The following is a 16,232-nucleotide window of genomic DNA, read 5'->3' on the forward strand; positions in this document are numbered from 1 at the left end:
AAACGTCTCGCCTGCCATGGCGGCAGTTGTGGCATCCGGCCTTGCAAGTTTGCATGACCTGAAAACGGTTTATGACAGTGAAGATTTTTACACGCTTGTAGAAATACTTTCTGTACGCAACTGGAACATGGCGCACACGCCCGCGCAGGAAAGCCCCCAAACATGGCCCAAATTGTAAACATATTTCCCAAAAGCAAGGCGCGCGCAAAGTTGCCTTTACTGGAACGCCTGCACCGTGTGCTGGAACGCTTTTTGCAAAGCCAAAAGCACACAAAAAAGACCAGGAACAAAGGGATTTTGGCATTATTGCAGCTTCTGCGCCAATACAGCATGGGGGCGGGAGGTGTGCCTTTGGGTATGAGGGCGCAGGAGCCCGTGTTGCCCGTTGTGCACGCTCTGCCGGGGGGTGCGCTGCCTGTGTTTGCAGCCAGAACTGGTGGTGGCGTGCGGCATAAGGTGGATGTGGGGTCTGTTAGGGGTATGCCTGACAGGCAGAAAGGTATTTTACAAAATAATCCTTCTGTATCCCGGCGTGTTATGTTGGCGTCCAGCACAGCATCGGTTGCGGCGGAAGGCGCTTTACAGGTTACGCACCCCAGAAAGACCCGCCAGCACAAAATCAAAGATACGGTGGAGCTTCTGGCGCGCAGGCCGTTTTTTATGCCGCCTGTACGTGCATCAAGGGGCAGAAGGTCTGTGCCCCGCATACTGGCCGCCGAAAAGAAAGGTGCCTCGGTTGTCACGCCTATATCTGCCCGTCCCGCGCTGGTGCGGAGGCAGGGAGTGCTGCGTGATACAAAAACCCTTGAAAGCACAGGTGGTTTAGAGAATATTCTGGTGCATGGGCGTGGCTTTCAAAGTGTTTCAAAACAGGTCGTGCATGGTGGCTTACGCACCTCGCAGCGTGTTGCTATGCCGGACAAAGCCCAACCTGTTGCGCGCAATATGGTGGGGGCATTTTTGCCGTCATCTCCGCTTATGCGGGCGGCTGTTCAACCTGTTGTGCCAGTGGCGCGGCCTGCTCCGGCTGCGTATGAGCCGCAAACATCTGCCAGAGCGTTTGCAACACCTGCTCCACACCCCGCACCCATGCCATCGCGCGCAGCCATGCAGGGGCTTGGTGGGGGAGATAGCGCCACTTTGGCAGCACTTTCCACGCTTGGTTCCATTTAAAAACCTGTTTCCTGTTCAATAAAGAGTTCTGTTTCATGCCCATGTTGCCAGTCAGCCTGCCATCTGTGTGGAATATTCCTGTGGCAGCGGGGGTGCCTGCCCTTATGGGGCAATCTGTTTCTGCCGGGGTGCAGGCTTCGGCCTCTGTTACGGTGGGGAGTTTGCTGGATGATCTGCAAATTACGCAGGCCGCCAGCCAGTGGGGCATTTTTACGCAGGACGGGCAGCGGGTTTTAACATCTGCCCATGTGCTTTCTGCCGATATGCAAACGGCGTGGCGCATTGCAGAAGCTCCGCTGGAGGAAGGTGCATTTTTATCTTACAGCAAGGTGCGCATGTCTCGGCAGCATCGGATTGTGATGGTGTGCGATGGGTCTGAAGCCGGGATGGAAGATGCCAACGCCACCAGCCTGGCGTTGGATGTTCTGGCCGGGGCGGGGCAGGCGGGCGCGCTGTATGTGCGGGCAGGTTTTTTTGCCACGCTGGAGGCATTGGAGGCCGATACAAACCTGTATGCCGTAATAACCCCGGAAAAGAAATACGATAGCGTGAACATTATCGGCCACCGTTGGATGCGGGAGGCCCGGCAGGGCATTACCATGCCGGTTGTAGAAATTGCCTTGCAGGAAGTGCGTATAACCGGAAGCACGCAGTTTGCCAGCACACGCATGCCGCAGGGCCAGCAGATACAGTGCGGCGGCATGGCCTATGCCACCACCAGCACCGCCAATGCCGGAGAAATTGCATGAGCAGCACAGATACCACACTGGTGCAGGTGCCCATAAGTGCTGTGCCTGCACAAATGTTTAAGATCACACTGGCAGAACAGACACTTCAGATAGCCCTGCGCCAGCGGTCCACCGGCCTGTATGCAGATATCTGGTGTGCAGGCGCGCGCGTGCTTTCTGGCGTGCTGTGCCAGGACCGCACATGGCTGGCGCGCACTGCCGCCACCGGCCTGCCGGGAGATCTGGCGTTTATGGATACCCAAGGCACGCAGGACCCGCAAAGCACAGGGCTTGGCACGCGCTATGTGTTGCTCTGGCGCACCGGTTGGCCCGCATGAGCGGCACACAAACTACAAAAACGCCAGATTGGGCAACGCGGGATGTGGAGGTGACGTTCCGGCTGCTCAATGGTGTGTTTGGTGCGGCGGATGGGGTGGATACGGTTACCCTTTCTGGCTTGCAGGTGCAGGCGGATATCATGCAGGCCCCATACCCAACGGGAGAAACAGCGCAGATACGCATAACCGGCCTACCCCCGGATTTGATGAACCGCCTGAGCCTGAGCGCGCCAGACCCCACCAGCCAGAGTGCCAGCGAGGTGCTGCTGATGGTGCCAGATGGTACTTCTGGTGCGCAGGCCCTTGTGTTTCAGGGCGGGGTTACGCTGGCTTTTGCAGATTATAGCGCAGCGCCAGATGTTGCCTTTGTGGTGCAGGCGTTTTCTACAGTTCTGCCAAACGCACTGCCTGCCGCGCCCACCGGGTTTAGGGGGGCTGTGCCATTGGCGCAGGTGTTGGCGCGTATTGCCGCACAGGCCGGGCTGAATTTTGAAAATAACGGCCTGAACACCGTGCTGCATGATCCGTATTTTCATGGCACGGCGGGGCAGCAGATCAGCCAGTGTTGGAACACACAGCCTTTTCAGGCCGCATTGGGCCGGGGGCGTTTGGCGGCATGGCCTGCCAGAACGGGCGGGGCTAACGCAACGGTGGAAACATCTGCCGCCATTGTGGTTTCAGCCAGCACGGGGCTGGTGGGGTATCCCACATGGTCTGCCGGTGGGGTGGCGCTGAACATGCTGTTTAACCCGCGTATCAGCTATGGCAGTGTACTGGCATTGCAAAGCCAGTATCAGCCCGGTGGGGGTGGCACGGGGCTGTGGCAGGTTTTGCAGCTTCGGCACAGTTTAAGCGCACAAATGCCAGATGGCCCGTGGTTTACCCATGTGGTGGCGCAGGCTGTGGGGGCAGAAAATTCATGACGTATCAAAACAGTTTTGCATCCGGCTTTCCGCCCAACATGCCTGCATCCGGGCAGGCGGTGTTTGACAGGGCAGGTGCTGCGGCATCGGATTACAACGCACTTGTGGCGGTTATGCGCCGCATGTTGGTGGAGGTACGCACCGCCATACCGGTGAAGGTATGCGCGGTTTCGGGCGCAGGTTTGGCCCCCGTGGGGTTTGTGGATGTGCAGCCCATGGTGCACCAGCAAGATGCCGCAGGCCAGACCACGCCGCATGGGGTTTTGTATAACGTGCCGTATTTTCGGCTTCAGGGCGGCAGCAGCGCTGTGGTGCTGGACCCGGCAGTGGGGGATATCGGGCTGGCCGTGATGGCAGACCGGGATATCCTGAACGTTAAAACCGCGCGTGCCGCCGCACCGCCCGCCAGCTTTCGCCATAACAGCATGGCGGATGCGCTGTATCTGGGTGGTTTTTTAAACGCGGTCCCCAGCCAGTACATTCAGTTTACGCCCGATGGGGTGGTGATACACACACCCGGAACGGTGGAAATATCTGCAAAATCACTCAAGATTTCAGGAGATGCCAGCATAAGCGGCAGCCTGAATGTGGGGCAGGATGTGCAGGCCGGTGGTGTGTCTCTTACATCGCATGTGCATGGCGGGGTTATGCCCGGCAGTGGCAGCACCAGCACCCCGCAGGGTTAGGAGAAGCACATATGAAAACCTTGTTGCTAGACCGCGCAACGTGGGATCTGGCCGTGGATGCGCAGGGCAATATTGCCGTGGCGGATGTGCCTTATGCTACCGCGCAGGATGTTTCCAGCGCGGTGCGCGTGTTTAGGGGCGAGTGCTGGTACAACACGGCCCTTGGCCTGCCTTATCTGGCGGGTGTTTTGGGGCGCAACCAGTCTGCTGCTTTGTTTCGGGCCGATGTGGCGCAGGCTGCCCTTGCCGTGCCCAACGTGGCGCGCGCCACCTGTGTGCTGGCCAGCCTTGGGGCAGACCGCAAACTCAGCGGCCAGATTTATCTGACATTGGAAAACGGAAGCACAACCCTTGCCAGTTTCTGAAACCTCACTTGCCGCAGGCACTACATCCGTGCCCGCGCCCACGCTGGATGATACCGGCTTTGTGCTGCCGCAGGAGGCAGACATGCTGGCCGGTGTTCTGGCAGATATCAACGCCGCTTTTGGCAATACGCTGGATACAGACCTATACACCCCACAAGGGCAGTTGGCCACATCGCTTACCGCCATTTTGGGTGATGCGTATGATCAGATGCTGGCCGTGTTTAACGGGGTGGACCCTGCGCGCGCTTCTGGCCGGATGCAGGATGCCATTGGCCGCATTTACTTTATGGAGCGCAAACCCGCCACGCCCACGGTTGTTATATGCCAGTGCACGGGGGTGGAGGGCACGGTTATTCCGCAAGGGGCCTTGGTGGCAGATGCTGCGGGCAACACCTACGCGGCAGATGCCGCCATTACGCTGGATACCACCGGCACAGGCGCTGGCACGTTTTCCTGCACCACGCTGGGGGAGGTATCCTGCCCGGCGGGCAGCGTGCGGCTGTGCCAGTCTGTTGCCGGGTGGTCTGGCGTCAGCAACGCCGTGGCGGGGGGAAAGGGGCGCGAGGTAGAAGGCCGCGCGGCGTTTGAAGCCCGCAGGCAGGCCGCCGTGGCGGTAAATTCCGTGGGGCCATTGGCTGCCATTCTGGCCGCCGTGCAGGCGGTGGATGGCGTAACAGATGCATATGTTGCAGATAACAGCAGCAATGTTGCGGTTACGCAGGGTGGCATAACTCTTGCGCCCTATAGCCTGTATGTGTGCGTAAATGGCGGCACGGATGCCGATGTAGCCTTGGCCATTTTGCGCAAAAAACCGCCCGGCTGTGCCTATACCGGCAGCACCCGTGTAACGGTAACGGATACATCTGGCACCTACACCACACCGCCCAGTTATACGGTGGCGTTTGAGCGTGCGCAGCCCACGCCGCTTTATGTGGTGCTTACACTGGCAGCAGGTTCTGGCGTGCCTAATACGGCAACATCTGCCGTGCAGCAGGCGGTGCTGGCGTGCTTTTTGGGGCAGGATGGCTCGGCCCGTGTGGGCATTGGCGGCACGCTGTATGCCAGCCGGTTTTATGCCTGTGTGGCGGCGGTGGGCAGTTGGGCGCAGGTGGTGGATATTCGGGTAGGCACGGCGGCCAGCCCCACGGGTGTTACGGCGCAGGCCGATATCAACCAGATTTTCACGCTGGAACTGGCCGATATTACCGTGGAGTTTGCCTGATGCAGAATGTGGGGCAAACGGTGCTTTCGCAATACGCATGCTCGCCCAGCCTGAACGCGCTGCTGGAAGGCTGGAACCAGTGTTTTGATCCTGCACAAAATATAGAAAACTGGTTTGCCAACATATGGAACATAGAAACAGCCCAGGGCTACGGTCTGGATGTATGGGGCCGCATTGTTGGGGTATCGCGCGTGTTGCGCATGGCATCTGGCCAGTATTTAGGCTTTGCCGAGGCCAATGATCTGACAGAGCAGGGTTTTAACACTGCCCCGTGGTATGCGGGCCGTGTTGTGGTGGGTGATTTTACAAATTGCAGCCTGTCCGATGCCGGGTTTCGGCAGCTTATTTATGCCAAGGCGCTGGCCAATATTACAGATTGTTCCGTGCTTTCGCTCAACGCCATTTTGCGCACGCTGTTTGCCGGGCAGGGCGATGCATGGGTGGAAGATAACACCAACATGAGCATGACCTACGCCTTTGGCTTTGTGCCAACAGATGTGCAGGTTTCCATTATCGAAAACGCCGGCGTGCTGCCGCGCCCTGCCGGGGTTGCGGTTTCCTACAGCATCAGGGGCTGAAGAACTTATGAAACAAGCTGATATTTCCGGGCGGTTTACAACGCCTATTGCGGCCTCTGCCGCAGCGGCCAACTGTGCGGATATTCCCGCAGCGCAAACCACGGCGGGCGATGGCTCGGCCAGCATGGCGCTGGGCTTTCCGCCCGAAACCTTTACGGAACGCGCAGCCGGTGGCGTGCCCCCGCGCGGGGCAGATATGAACGGGTTTTTAAAAACACTTTCCGCTGCCATACAGGTTTTGCAAACAGGTTATGTTGGCCCGTTTGATGCCAGCTTTGCCGCAGCCATTGGCGGCTACCCCGCCGGGGCCGTGGTGGCGGGCAGCGTTGGGGGCACATTTTGGGTTTCCGGGCAGGATAACAACCTATCCACCCCCGGCGCGCAGGGGGCAGCGTGGACAAACCTGTTTAACGGGTTGCTTACATCCGCCCAAGCTGCACAAAGCTTTTTTCCGCTCACAGGCGGCAAGATTAGCAATGGCTATTACGATAGCACCGGCACATGGGGCGGCAGCGGCAGCAATGGCGCACCGCAGGCGGGTGATATTCCGTGGGGGCCGCAGTTTATTTCCCGCTTGGGGTATAGCGCCACCATGAAGGCGCTGTTCTGCCTGCGTGATGCGTTTGAACAATACGCTTTTGCCAGCGTGCAGCTTACAGATGCCGCAGGCGGATGGCATGAATGGCAGTTCCGCCAGGATGGTTCCATCCATATGCCAGATGGTGCGGTGGTGGCCACGCAGGGCTGGGCCAACGGCGTGTTTCAGCCTGCGGGCAGTTATGTGGGGCTGGGCACGTATCAGGCCGATTTTGCCACGCAGGATGGGCGCGTCATCAACCTGCCATACGGGCAGCGTATTCAGTCCTTTTCCGTAAGTATTCAGGATGGAGAGAGCATTACCTTTCCGCAGGCGTTTGCGGGGGTGCCTACATCCGTGCAGTTGCAGTGCATGCAGTATGAACAACGCATGACACTCGCCATGCCAGAACAGCCCCCCACCGCCACAGGTATTGGCGCTGTGGGCGTGCGCTACGTGGTGGATGATCACGATGGCGCGGTTTCCACCCCCATTACGGTGTGGGTTACAGCTATTGGGCCAAGGTAAAAAATCATGACATGTTCTTGCAATACTGCCAGCACGGCGTGCGCCCTTCTGCCAGATGGGGCCGTGCTGGCGCCGGGGTGGCAACCCGCCAGCGCACGTGTGCTGCCGGTTATGATTGCACCGGGCCTGTGCCTGCGCGGCCAACTGGCAGAGCAGGTGGTGCAGGCATGGCCTGCGCGCAGCAGTGCAGATGCTCTGGATTATACGCTCACCCCCGCTGCATGGCTGGAAGGCACGGGCGATACACTGGCCAGTGTTACAGCCAGTGTGCCCACCGCCACCGGGCAGGATACGGATCTGGCGGTGCTGTGGGTGACCATTATTCAAGGCATGGCCTGCGTGTTTTTGGGCAGCGGCCCGCCAGATACGGTGCAGACAGTGCAGATGGTGCTGCACACCGTGCAGGGGCGCAGTGTTACGGCAAGCGTGCAGCTTTACATCAGTGCAGAAAGTGCGGCCACGCTGCCGCCGCAGGTGCCCACTTTGGCCGATGGCACGCCCATACCGCCCAACGCGCTATTGGCCCCGCAAGGGGTTATCACCACCCCCACGGGCCAGCCCTATCTGCTGGCCTGAAGCATGGTGGTGGGAGCCAGCCCTGCTGCCCGCAGGCGGACAAGCCCACAGCGCTGTGATACAGTTTTGCCCAAAGAGATGACCTGCCAGCAAGGCGGGTATTTGAGGCAAAAGGTATAGAAATGAAACCCAAACAACAGAAACCTGCCGATTCATTTGTGAACCGATTTAACGAGAACGTGGCTGTTAAAATGACAATCATGTTCGGCAGTATCTGGTGCGTGTATGTGTTTTTCCTGTTCTCTCTGGTGCCAGCGGTTGTGCCCCAGTGGCAGAACACGCTGCTATATATCAGCAACTGTATCCAGCTTGTGGCACTGCCCGCGCTGATGGTGGGCAACGCGGTGCTCAGCCGTGGGGCAGACCGGCGCGCGGCGGAAGACCATCAGGCCCTGCTGGAAATTCTGGGCGATGTGCGTGAAGAACTGGCAGACCTGAAGGACAAGACAGCCGGTTTGGCGCGTTCTGCCAACGAAGCCTTGCAACGTCCTGAACTGACAGACGTTTCCATTTCGGATCAGACGATCGTGAATATGGATGAGGCCGGGCAGCCGCAGAATAACGCCTGATCTGGCATCCGGTTTTGCGGTTTTCTGGTTTGCATTCGTCATCAGCCTGTCTGATCAGACTGGAAACCGCTCATGCCGCCTTTTTTCAATCCGCTGGCGCTGTTTGCCATTGTGATCACACTGGCAACAGCTTTTGCCATTATCAACCACCGCTACCTGCACCTGCCCACCACTATTGGCATTACGGCACAGGCTTTGGGGGTGGCCACGATTTTGCTTTTTCTGGAGCAGGCCGTTCCCATGCCCCGCATGGATGCCGCCCGCGCGGTGCTGGATAGCATAAACCTGCCCGCTACCTTGCTGGATGGGGCTTTATCATTCCTGCTGTTTGCGGGCGCGCAATCGGTAGATCAGCGCGAGCTGTGGCAGAACCGTTTTTCCATTCTGGCACTGGCACTTTTGGGCACAATGCTGGCCGTGGCCCTGTTTGCCGCAGGTATGTGGATGGCGTTTCCGCTGGTGGGGCTTGCGGTTTCCCTGCCGTGGTGCGTGGTGCTGGGGGCCATTCTGGCCCCAACAGATCCGGTTTCTGTTGTGGGCATGTTGCGCCGTTTGGGGCTGCCGCCCAGAGTGCAGGCCATTTTTGCGGGGGAAAGCCTGTTTAACGATGGCGTGGGCGTTGTGGTGTTTGCCGTGGCGGTGCAACTGGCAGAGGCCGGCACCATTGGCCCGCTGGGGGATTTGGTGTGGCAGATGGTGCAGGAGGTCGGCGGCGGTCTGCTGCTGGGCTTTTTGTGCGGGTGTTTGGCGGTATGGTGCATCCGGCTGGTAACAGATGCGCATCTTGAACTGCTTATTTCCATCTCCCTTGCCAGCGGGGTGTACAGCCTTGCCAAAATGCTGGAAGTTTCTGGCCCCGTGGCAGCCGTTACGGCGGGTTTGGCCTTGGGCATGCCCCGCGCCTTGGGGGCGCTCAGCCAGCACGGGCAGCGTGAAATCCGCAATTTCTGGATGATGGTGGATGAGGTGCTGAACGCCTGCCTGTTTGTGCTGATAGGGTTTTACGTGCTCAGCGTGCCCATACGTGTGCCGGTATTGCTGGCGGCTGTTCTGGCCATTCCGCTTTCCATTACCGTGCGGGCGTTAAGCGTGCTGCTGGCCATGCTGCCGGTGTATTTGCGCGATTCACAACGCTGGCGCGTTTTGGCCATTATGACATGGGGCGGCCTGCGTGGCGGTATTTCCATAGCCCTTGCGTTAAGCCTGGAACACGGGCCTATGCGTGATGTGCTGCTTGCAGTGTGTTATGCGGTGGTTGTGTTCACTATTTTAGTGCAGGGGTTAACAATGGAGCGCGTGGTGCGGCAGGTGCGCCTTGGTACGGCAGAAGGATAAAGCCAGATGTCCGCCTTAATACAACGTGAGGTGTGCTGGTGTGCGGCCCCCAAGGTGCGGCGCTGTTGCCGCCAACGGTGGTGGATGGCCTGTGCGCTGGCCTCTGGCACGCTGCTTTCTGGCATGGCGTGGCCGGGTGGGGCTGCGTGGGCGCAGGCTGTTTCTGCCCCACCTACAGGGCAAAAAGCTGCCCAGCATACGGCAGCACCCGCAACGGCACATGCAGCCCCCACAGCCCCCAAAGCGCCGGGCGCGCCGGTGCAGGCTTCTGCCCGCCCGCAGGTGGTGATTGTACGTGCCAACCCGCTGCATGCCAGTGCCGGGGGCGGGCTGATACACCCGCAATCTGAACCACAGGCCCAAAGCGTGGTGGGGCAGGAATACATCCGCCTGCAATCCCCCACCGCCACGGCGTTTGAGCTGGTGTCTCAATTACCGGGCGCGAATGTAAGTGGGTCAGACCCGTTTGGGTTTTCACCGCAAACCAATATCAGCGTGCGCGGCATGAATGGAGATGCCATAGGTTATGTGCTGGAAGGCATGCCGCTAAACGATATTGCCTATTACACCGGCTACCCCAGCCAATTTGCAGATAGCGAGAATTACGAAAGCATTGCCCTGCAACAGGGATCTCCCGATCTAGACAGCCCGGTGATGAACGCCGCGGGCGGGTTGATGAAGCTGCGTTTTCGCACACCGGCAGAAAAGGCGGGCGGGCAGTTCAGCGCCTCCTACGGTTCTTACGATACCAACCGCGAGTTCCTGCGGCTGGATACGGGCGAGATCGGGCACAATACCGGCCTGCGGGGCTTTGTATCGTATTCTCATAGCGCCACGGATAACTGGCGCGGCGCCGGGCGGGATGAGCGCCAGCATGTTGATTTCAAGCTGGAGAAAACATGGGGCCAAGGCAACAGCGCGGGGCTGTTAGGATCTTGGAACCAAGCGGTGGACAGCTACTACCCGCAGGTGAGCAAGGATGACTGGCGCACGTACGGCATAGGCGGCCCCAATAATCTGGACAGGCACTTCCATGCTGATGATGATTACGGCGGGTTGGGCTACTGGCGGCTTTCCCGCCAGCCGGAACGCACGCTGTATCTGGCCGCACCCTTGCAGTTTACACTGGCGGAGGGGCTAAGCCTGCATGTTACACTCTATGCACAAGGTGCGTATGGTAATGCCGCAGGCGGCACGCAGTTGCCTACATCCGGCCTGTATAATGGCACGCAGGCTGTGCCCGATGTGCTGGATCTGCCCGTAACGGCAGATGGCTACAGCACGGTGCGGGCAGATTACACACAGCGCAGCTTTCGCTCCGGCTTTACATCTGCGCTGGAATGGAAGCGCGGCGTGAATGATCTGGTGCTGGGCTACTGGTATGATTACGGTGATGACACCGAGCGCGAAACCTTTGCCGCCGTAAATGGCAGCGGCAATGCGGGCAGCATATGGGGCGGGCGGCCCATTACGCTGGCCGATGGCAACATGCTGCTGGGGGCCAGCAACCACACTATCTCGCAAACCAATGCGCTGTTTGTGGGAGATCGGGTTTCCCTTTTGCATGATCGGCTGTTGCTGACAGCAGGTTTTAAGGAAGTGATGTTCTCGCGCATAGGCACAAACGCCGTGCCGGGCGCGCCCTACCACGCCAACATGAACACCGCCGTGCCCCTGCCGCGCTTTGGCGTGCGTTTTCAGATTACGCCGGAACATCAGGTGTTTTTCAATGCCACCACCAACTTCCGCACCCCGGCAGAACCCGCCTTGTATGATGCGTATGACCCCACATCTGGTGCGGTAACGCAAAAAGGCACATCCAGCCTGAAAAACGAATACTCCATAGCGGAGGAACTGGGCTACCGTTACGCAGGCAGCCGCGTTGTGGGCAGCCTGACGTTATTTAACTATAATTTCACAAACCGCCAGATTGCCACTTTGGCCATGATAAATGGTGCCCCGGTGGAGTCCACCATCAACGCGGGCGGGCAGACATCTCGCGGGGTGGATGTGGAAATAGGTTTGCGCCCGTGGCACCATATCAGCCCATATCTTTCGGGCGAATATCTGCACGCCACCATTGATAATGACCTGTATTCGGGCGGAGACCTGCTGCCCACACGCGGCAAGCGCGCCGTGCGCAGCCCCACGCTACAGGCCGCCGCTGGCCTGACCTATGATGACGGGCACTTTTTTGGCGTGATGACCGTAAAATATACCGGCCACCAATATGCAACGTTCATGAATGATGAGCGCATGCCCAGCCATGTTACGGGCAATCTGGCGCTGGGGTATCGGATGGATGATGTTTCCGTGCTGCATCGGCCGGAGTTCCGCATGAACTTTATTAACATCACCAACCAGCATTACCTTTCCGGCGTGGCAGACCCCACCATGAACGCGCATGACACGCAGGGCCGCTACGGCACCACCATAGCCGGGCAGGCCCCGGACTATTACATTGGCGGCGGGTTTGCGGCATTGTTTACAGCCTCCACCGGGTTTTAGGCGTGGCAGATATTTCCCCCCAGAACACGGCGCAGTTTGGCGTACACGGTGTGCAGGAAAAGCGGGATTGGCCCTGCCTGACGCTTGATGAAGTTTGTTCTGTGCTCGCACATTTTGCCAACATGCCGCCTGCGCGGGATGTTGTGTGGCACAGCATGCGCCCGTTTTCTGCCGCCTGCGTGGTGCAACTTGCGGGGGAGGTTTCTGCCAGCGCCGGGGGTGCCAACGTAGGCGGGCAGGGTGCGCGGGCGACAAGCTGCGTGCTCAAACGCCATGCGCGTGCATTGCGTAGTGCGGCCATGCTGGAGCAGGAACACGCCTTTATTCGCCATCTGGCCAGCAAGGGGCTGCCCGTATGCCCCGCATTGCCCTTGCGTAACGGGCACACCGCGCTGGAACTTGGCAACTGGACGTACGAGGTTTTCCTCCCCGCCAAGGGGGAAGATACCTACCGGGATGTGATGTCCTGGAAGCCCTATTTCTCCACCGCGCAGGCCCATGCGGCGGGGGCGGCGCTGGCGCAACTGCACAAGGCCGCGGCGGATTACACAGCCCCGGAACGCAGCGCATATGTAGCGGGTAAAACCGCCCCGGTGGTGTCGTTGGTTTCCAGCATGTGCGTGGTGGGGCAAGTAGATTTTACAACTGCACTGCAACAATGGGTGGCACGGCAACCGGGGCTGGTGGCGGCACTGGCCAACCGCCCGTGGCAGCAGGATGTGGCGCGGGATGTTCTGCCGTTTCATGAGCATCTGCGCCCGTTATTGCCCGGCATAAAACCCGCTTGGGGGCATGGAGACTGGCACCCTTCCAACCTGTTCTGGCATGCAAACACACCTGTTACCGTGCTGGATTTTGGCATGGCAGACCGCACCTGCGCCGCGTTTGATGTGGCCGTGGCCATAGAGCGCGCCATGGTGGATTGGCTGGCTTTGCCAAGCTGTAGCGCAACAGCGCAATCGGTGCGGCCTTTGGTGGTGTGGGACCAGCTTACCGCGTTTGTGGCGGGGTATCAGCACATTCGGCCTTTAAGTGCGGCGGAGCGTGCGCAGGCGGTGGCGTTTCTGCCATTGGTGCATGTGGAATTTGCGCTGTCTGAAACAGCATATTTTGGAACACTTCTGCAAGATCAAGCCTCGGCCGAGGTGGCTTATACCGAGTATCTGCTTGGCCATGCCCGGTGGTTTGCGCAGGCGCAGGAGGGGCAGGAACTTCTGGCCCGTTTGCCTGCCTTGCTTGCGGGGCAGGCGTAGTGTCCGGGCTGGAATGGCTGGCGGCCATTACCAGCGCTTTGGGCGTGTGGCTTACGGGGCGCAGAACGGTGTGGTGCTGGCCGGTTATGCTTTTGGCATCGGTGCTGTATGGCGCAGTGTTTGCGCAGGATCATTTATACGCAGATGCCGCTTTGCAGGCCGTGTTTGCAGCTTTGGCGCTGTACGGATTGTGGTGCTGGCTGCGCGGAGTGGAAGAAAGCGGGCAGGTGCGTATTGCCACCACAACGGCTCAAACCCTGTTGCGAGATACCGGCATAACAGCCGTAGTCGGTTTGGCATTGGGGCTGGCCCTGCGCGCCATAACGGATGACCCCATGCCCCTTTCCGATGCCGGGCTGAGCGCGTACAGCGTGTTGGGCCAGATATGGACAGCCAAACGCTACCGCGCCTGCTGGGTGCTGTGGATTGTAGTGGATGTTTTGTATGCGCTGCTGTTTGTACAACGCAGGTTGTTTGTAACCGCCGTGCTTTACGCCGCCTTTATTGGCCTTGCCGTGCAGGGCTGGCGGCAGTGGCGCGGTGTGGCGGCACGCGCCCCGTAAAAAACCGCGTTAAAAAAGAAAAAAGCCGCGCCCCGGTAAACAGGGCAGCGGCCTTTTGCATGTGCAGGATATTGCCAGATTGTAAAATACGTTCTGATAATATCCTGCGTTATATATGGTAGTTTTTAGTAACCGCCGGGTGCGGCGTATCCGGGTGCTACATAACCGGGGGCAGCGTAGCCCGGTGCTGCGTAGGTTGGCGCGGCATAGGTGGGGGTTGCGGGGGTGGCAACGGCCCCAATGGTAGCACTTACAACACCGGCAATAATGCCCGTGGTAAGGGATGTTAGCAGGAACTGGTTGCCATAGCGCATCCAGTAATAGCCAGATGGCGGGGCATACAGGCCGCGCTGGCCCTGCCAGTTGCGCACAATCCAGCGGTCATTACGGGGGCCATCGTAGCGGTCTCCCTTGCGCCATGTGCGGTTCATGTCAAAGTTGTCACCACCGCGTGCGGGGCCACCACGGCCGCCTCGGTTGGCGTTGTGCATGGCTGGGCCGAGGCCACCACGCTGGCCGCCGTGCATGGCACCACCACCGGGGCCACCGTTGGGGCCGCCCTGTGGGCCACCACGGCCACCGGGGCCGTTAAACTGTGGTTCGGCATGAAGGGGGGCGGATGCACACATCACACCCATCATGGCAGCGGCTGCAAGATAACGGAATTTCATGTCAAACCTCTATGCTTCAATACGTCTGTTTTTCACATACGCTTGTGGCAGAATTACGTTCCTGCTTTCAAACACATATATAAGGGGCAAGGGCAGGCGGCATGAGTGAGATGCAACGCAGGGCATAAATCAAATTAACATAATGTATGTCTGCCAGCCTTTATTTTGTCTCAATTCTTTCCTAGCTTCATTTTCGACACGCACTGCCAAGTGCGGTGCCAAACATATTGAACGAAAGTATTGTTAACGATGAAAAAAGCTCTTTTCCTGCTTGCTGCTCTGGGTGTTGCTATGCCGGTTGCTTCTCATGCAGAAAGCCACCATCACAAGCACGAACACAAGCACAACGAAAACGGTGACAACCAGAACGGCCGTGGTGACGAAAACCGTGGTGATCGTGGTGACCGCGGTGATCGTGGCCAGCAGGGTGGTGAACGCGGCGAACGCGGTGATCGTGGCCAGCAGGGCAACTTCGGTGGCGAACATGGTGGCCCCGGTGGCGAACATGGCGGCCCGGGTGGTGAACACGGTGGCCCGAACGGCGGCGACAACAACAGCAACTAATCTTGCTGCATGTGGCCCTTACGGGCTGCATACGGAAAAAGGCGCTCCATTTGGGGCGCCTTTTTTTATGGCCGCAAAAGCCAAACCGCCCGCAATGGGGCGGCAGCCTTTGGGTGTTTTAGGCAAACACCACAGTGCGGTGGCCGTTGATCATGACCCGATGCTCAACATGCATCTTCACCGCCCGCGCCAGCACTTGCGATTCCACACCCCGGCCGGTGGCAATGTAATCTTCCACCGAGAGGTTGTGCGTAACCCGCGCGGTTTCCTGCTCGATAATCGGGCCTTCATCCAGATCCGCCGTCACGTAATGGGCGGTGGCGCCAATCAGTTTCACACCACGCGCATATGCCTGATGATATGGCTTGGCCCCCTTGAAGGAGGGCAGGAAGGAATGGTGGATGTTGATGACCCGGCCACTTAATTCTGCGCTGAGCGAATCCGAAAGCACCTGCATGTAGCGGGCCAGCACCACTAAATCAGCCTTTGTTTCCTTTATAAGGGCGCGCAGCTTGTCTTCCTGCTCGGCCTTGTTCTGCTTGTTGACGGGCCAGCAGTAATAGGGAATGCCCGCCTGTTCTGCCGTGGCAGCGCTATCTGTGTGGTTGGAAACAATGGCCACAATATCCGCCTTAAGCCAGCCCACACGCACCTGATACAGCAGGTTGAGCAGCGCATGATCAAAGCGGGACACCATGATGATAATGCGCGGCAGCACGGCGGCATCATGCAGGCGCATGTTCATGCCAAAGTGTTTGGCCACGGGGGCCAGAACATCATTTATTTCTGCCAGACCACCCGGCGCGGGCGCATTAAAGGCCAGCCGCATGAACAAAGTGCCAGATTCCCGGTTGCTGAACTGGTGGGTTTCGGTTATGTCCGCACCTCGCTCTGCCAGAACGGATGTAACAGCCGCAACAATGCCGGGCTGGTCCGGGCAGGAAAAAGTAAGAATAAACTGCATGCGCTGGCGTATGCTCCTTTGTTCTTCTACTGGGCCTGTATAAAGGGCGCGGGGGGCGCAATGGGCCTCATCTTGTGCCAGTGCACAGGGGGCTGCGCAATAGCTTGTGTT

General features: G+C 58.9%; 19 protein-coding genes. 17 read left to right on the top strand and 2 right to left on the bottom strand.

Features of this window, described 5'->3' with window-relative positions; translation table 11 throughout:
• The first annotated feature begins 28 nt into the window (after positions 1-28).
• From APA10_RS15150 to pnuC, 16 genes are all read left to right on the top strand, one after another.
• Complete coding sequence (locus tag APA10_RS15150; protein ID WP_185332807.1) at positions 29-178, top strand: hypothetical protein; 150 nt, start codon at positions 29-31, stop codon at positions 176-178.
• A complete protein-coding gene (locus tag APA10_RS08160) occupies positions 163-1,173 on the top strand; it encodes a hypothetical protein (protein WP_003628972.1) in 1,011 nt (336 codons plus the stop codon). Before APA10_RS15150 ends, APA10_RS08160 begins: the two co-directional genes overlap by 16 nt.
• Before the next feature lie 35 nt (positions 1,174-1,208).
• Entirely contained in the window at positions 1,209-1,922 is a 714-nt protein-coding gene (locus APA10_RS08165; RefSeq protein ID WP_003628973.1) for a hypothetical protein, read from the top strand.
• Positions 1,919-2,239: a phage baseplate plug family protein gene (locus APA10_RS08170; RefSeq protein ID WP_003628974.1), complete on the top strand. Its 321-nt coding sequence runs from the start codon at positions 1,919-1,921 to the stop codon at positions 2,237-2,239. Before APA10_RS08165 ends, APA10_RS08170 begins: the two co-directional genes overlap by 4 nt.
• Entirely contained in the window at positions 2,236-3,162 is a 927-nt protein-coding gene (locus APA10_RS08175; RefSeq protein WP_003628975.1) for a baseplate hub protein, read from the top strand. The genes APA10_RS08170 and APA10_RS08175 overlap by 4 nt, the downstream gene beginning before the upstream one ends.
• Positions 3,159-3,848 carry a Gp138 family membrane-puncturing spike protein gene (locus APA10_RS08180; RefSeq protein ID WP_003628977.1) on the top strand — a complete coding sequence of 230 codons (690 nt, stop codon included), beginning with the start codon at positions 3,159-3,161 and terminating at the stop codon, positions 3,846-3,848. The genes APA10_RS08175 and APA10_RS08180 overlap by 4 nt, the downstream gene beginning before the upstream one ends.
• Positions 3,849-3,859: 11 nt before the next feature.
• Positions 3,860-4,213 carry a hypothetical protein gene (locus APA10_RS08185; RefSeq protein ID WP_003625391.1) on the top strand — a complete coding sequence of 118 codons (354 nt, stop codon included), beginning with the start codon at positions 3,860-3,862 and terminating at the stop codon, positions 4,211-4,213.
• 28 nt (positions 4,214-4,241) lie between these two features.
• Complete coding sequence (locus APA10_RS08190) at positions 4,242-5,435, top strand: baseplate J/gp47 family protein (protein WP_196218990.1); 1,194 nt, start codon at positions 4,242-4,244, stop codon at positions 5,433-5,435.
• Positions 5,435-6,013 carry a DUF2612 domain-containing protein gene (locus APA10_RS08195; protein ID WP_003625393.1) on the top strand — a complete coding sequence of 193 codons (579 nt, stop codon included), beginning with the start codon at positions 5,435-5,437 and terminating at the stop codon, positions 6,011-6,013. Before APA10_RS08190 ends, APA10_RS08195 begins: the two co-directional genes overlap by 1 nt.
• 7 nt (positions 6,014-6,020) lie before the next feature.
• Positions 6,021-7,118 carry a hypothetical protein gene (locus tag APA10_RS08200; RefSeq protein WP_003628980.1) on the top strand — a complete coding sequence of 366 codons (1,098 nt, stop codon included), beginning with the start codon at positions 6,021-6,023 and terminating at the stop codon, positions 7,116-7,118.
• A 6-nt stretch (positions 7,119-7,124) separates the two neighbouring features.
• Positions 7,125-7,694 carry a phage fiber-tail adaptor protein gene (locus APA10_RS08205; protein WP_003628981.1) on the top strand — a complete coding sequence of 190 codons (570 nt, stop codon included), beginning with the start codon at positions 7,125-7,127 and terminating at the stop codon, positions 7,692-7,694.
• A 122-nt stretch (positions 7,695-7,816) separates the two neighbouring features.
• On the top strand, positions 7,817-8,263 hold the full coding sequence (locus tag APA10_RS08210) for a hypothetical protein (RefSeq protein WP_003628983.1): 447 nt from the start codon (positions 7,817-7,819) through the stop codon (positions 8,261-8,263).
• 72 nt (positions 8,264-8,335) lie between these two features.
• Positions 8,336-9,598 (top strand): cation:proton antiporter, encoded by a 1,263-nt coding sequence (locus APA10_RS08215; protein ID WP_003628984.1) that lies wholly within the window; start codon positions 8,336-8,338, stop codon positions 9,596-9,598.
• A 6-nt stretch (positions 9,599-9,604) separates the two neighbouring features.
• On the top strand, positions 9,605-12,106 hold the full coding sequence (locus APA10_RS08220) for a TonB-dependent receptor (protein WP_196218989.1): 2,502 nt from the start codon (positions 9,605-9,607) through the stop codon (positions 12,104-12,106).
• A 2-nt stretch (positions 12,107-12,108) separates the two neighbouring features.
• Entirely contained in the window at positions 12,109-13,359 is a 1,251-nt protein-coding gene (locus APA10_RS08225) for a phosphotransferase enzyme family protein (RefSeq protein ID WP_003628987.1), read from the top strand.
• Complete coding sequence (gene pnuC / locus APA10_RS08230; RefSeq protein WP_003628988.1) at positions 13,359-13,922, top strand: nicotinamide riboside transporter PnuC; 564 nt, start codon at positions 13,359-13,361, stop codon at positions 13,920-13,922. The genes APA10_RS08225 and pnuC overlap by 1 nt, the downstream gene beginning before the upstream one ends.
• A 125-nt stretch (positions 13,923-14,047) precedes the next feature.
• Here the strand turns inward: pnuC and APA10_RS08235 are convergent, their stop codons facing one another.
• Positions 14,048-14,593 (bottom strand): RcnB family protein, encoded by a 546-nt coding sequence (locus APA10_RS08235; protein ID WP_003628990.1) that lies wholly within the window; start codon positions 14,591-14,593, stop codon positions 14,048-14,050.
• A gap of 249 nt (positions 14,594-14,842) precedes the next feature.
• Between APA10_RS08235 and APA10_RS08240 the strand changes: the two genes are divergently transcribed.
• Positions 14,843-15,157: a hypothetical protein gene (locus tag APA10_RS08240; RefSeq protein ID WP_003628993.1), complete on the top strand. Its 315-nt coding sequence runs from the start codon at positions 14,843-14,845 to the stop codon at positions 15,155-15,157.
• A 118-nt stretch (positions 15,158-15,275) separates the two neighbouring features.
• Here APA10_RS08240 and purU read toward each other — a convergent pair whose 3' ends face one another.
• On the bottom strand, positions 15,276-16,121 hold the full coding sequence (purU, locus tag APA10_RS08245) for a formyltetrahydrofolate deformylase (protein ID WP_003628995.1): 846 nt from the start codon (positions 16,119-16,121) through the stop codon (positions 15,276-15,278).
• Positions 16,122-16,232 lie beyond the last annotated feature (111 nt).

The organism is Acetobacter pasteurianus subsp. pasteurianus LMG 1262 = NBRC 106471 (assembly GCF_000285275.1).
Lineage (GTDB): Bacteria > Pseudomonadota > Alphaproteobacteria > Acetobacterales > Acetobacteraceae > Acetobacter > Acetobacter pasteurianus.

Bases quoted from the DNA above. Each gene is read 5' to 3' on its own strand.
- APA10_RS08220 (WP_196218989.1), top strand. From the start codon at position 9,605: ATGTCCGCCTTAATACAACGTGAGGTGTGCTGGTGTGCGGCCCCCAAG.
- APA10_RS08215 (WP_003628984.1), top strand. From the start codon at position 8,336: ATGCCGCCTTTTTTCAATCCGCTGGCGCTGTTTGCCATTGTGATCACA.
- APA10_RS08170 (WP_003628974.1), top strand. From the start codon at position 1,919: ATGAGCAGCACAGATACCACACTGGTGCAGGTGCCCATAAGTGCTGTG.
- APA10_RS08205 (WP_003628981.1), top strand. From the start codon at position 7,125: ATGACATGTTCTTGCAATACTGCCAGCACGGCGTGCGCCCTTCTGCCA.
- APA10_RS08165 (WP_003628973.1), top strand. From the start codon at position 1,209: ATGCCCATGTTGCCAGTCAGCCTGCCATCTGTGTGGAATATTCCTGTG.
- APA10_RS08200 (WP_003628980.1), top strand. From the start codon at position 6,021: ATGAAACAAGCTGATATTTCCGGGCGGTTTACAACGCCTATTGCGGCC.
- APA10_RS08175 (WP_003628975.1), top strand. From the start codon at position 2,236: ATGAGCGGCACACAAACTACAAAAACGCCAGATTGGGCAACGCGGGAT.
- APA10_RS08185 (WP_003625391.1), top strand. From the start codon at position 3,860: ATGAAAACCTTGTTGCTAGACCGCGCAACGTGGGATCTGGCCGTGGAT.
- APA10_RS08235 (WP_003628990.1), bottom strand. From the start codon at position 14,593: ATGAAATTCCGTTATCTTGCAGCCGCTGCCATGATGGGTGTGATGTGT.
- APA10_RS08240 (WP_003628993.1), top strand. From the start codon at position 14,843: ATGAAAAAAGCTCTTTTCCTGCTTGCTGCTCTGGGTGTTGCTATGCCG.
- APA10_RS08160 (WP_003628972.1), top strand. From the start codon at position 163: ATGGCCCAAATTGTAAACATATTTCCCAAAAGCAAGGCGCGCGCAAAG.
- APA10_RS08180 (WP_003628977.1), top strand. From the start codon at position 3,159: ATGACGTATCAAAACAGTTTTGCATCCGGCTTTCCGCCCAACATGCCT.
- purU (WP_003628995.1), bottom strand. From the start codon at position 16,121: ATGCAGTTTATTCTTACTTTTTCCTGCCCGGACCAGCCCGGCATTGTT.
- APA10_RS08210 (WP_003628983.1), top strand. From the start codon at position 7,817: ATGAAACCCAAACAACAGAAACCTGCCGATTCATTTGTGAACCGATTT.
- APA10_RS08195 (WP_003625393.1), top strand. From the start codon at position 5,435: ATGCAGAATGTGGGGCAAACGGTGCTTTCGCAATACGCATGCTCGCCC.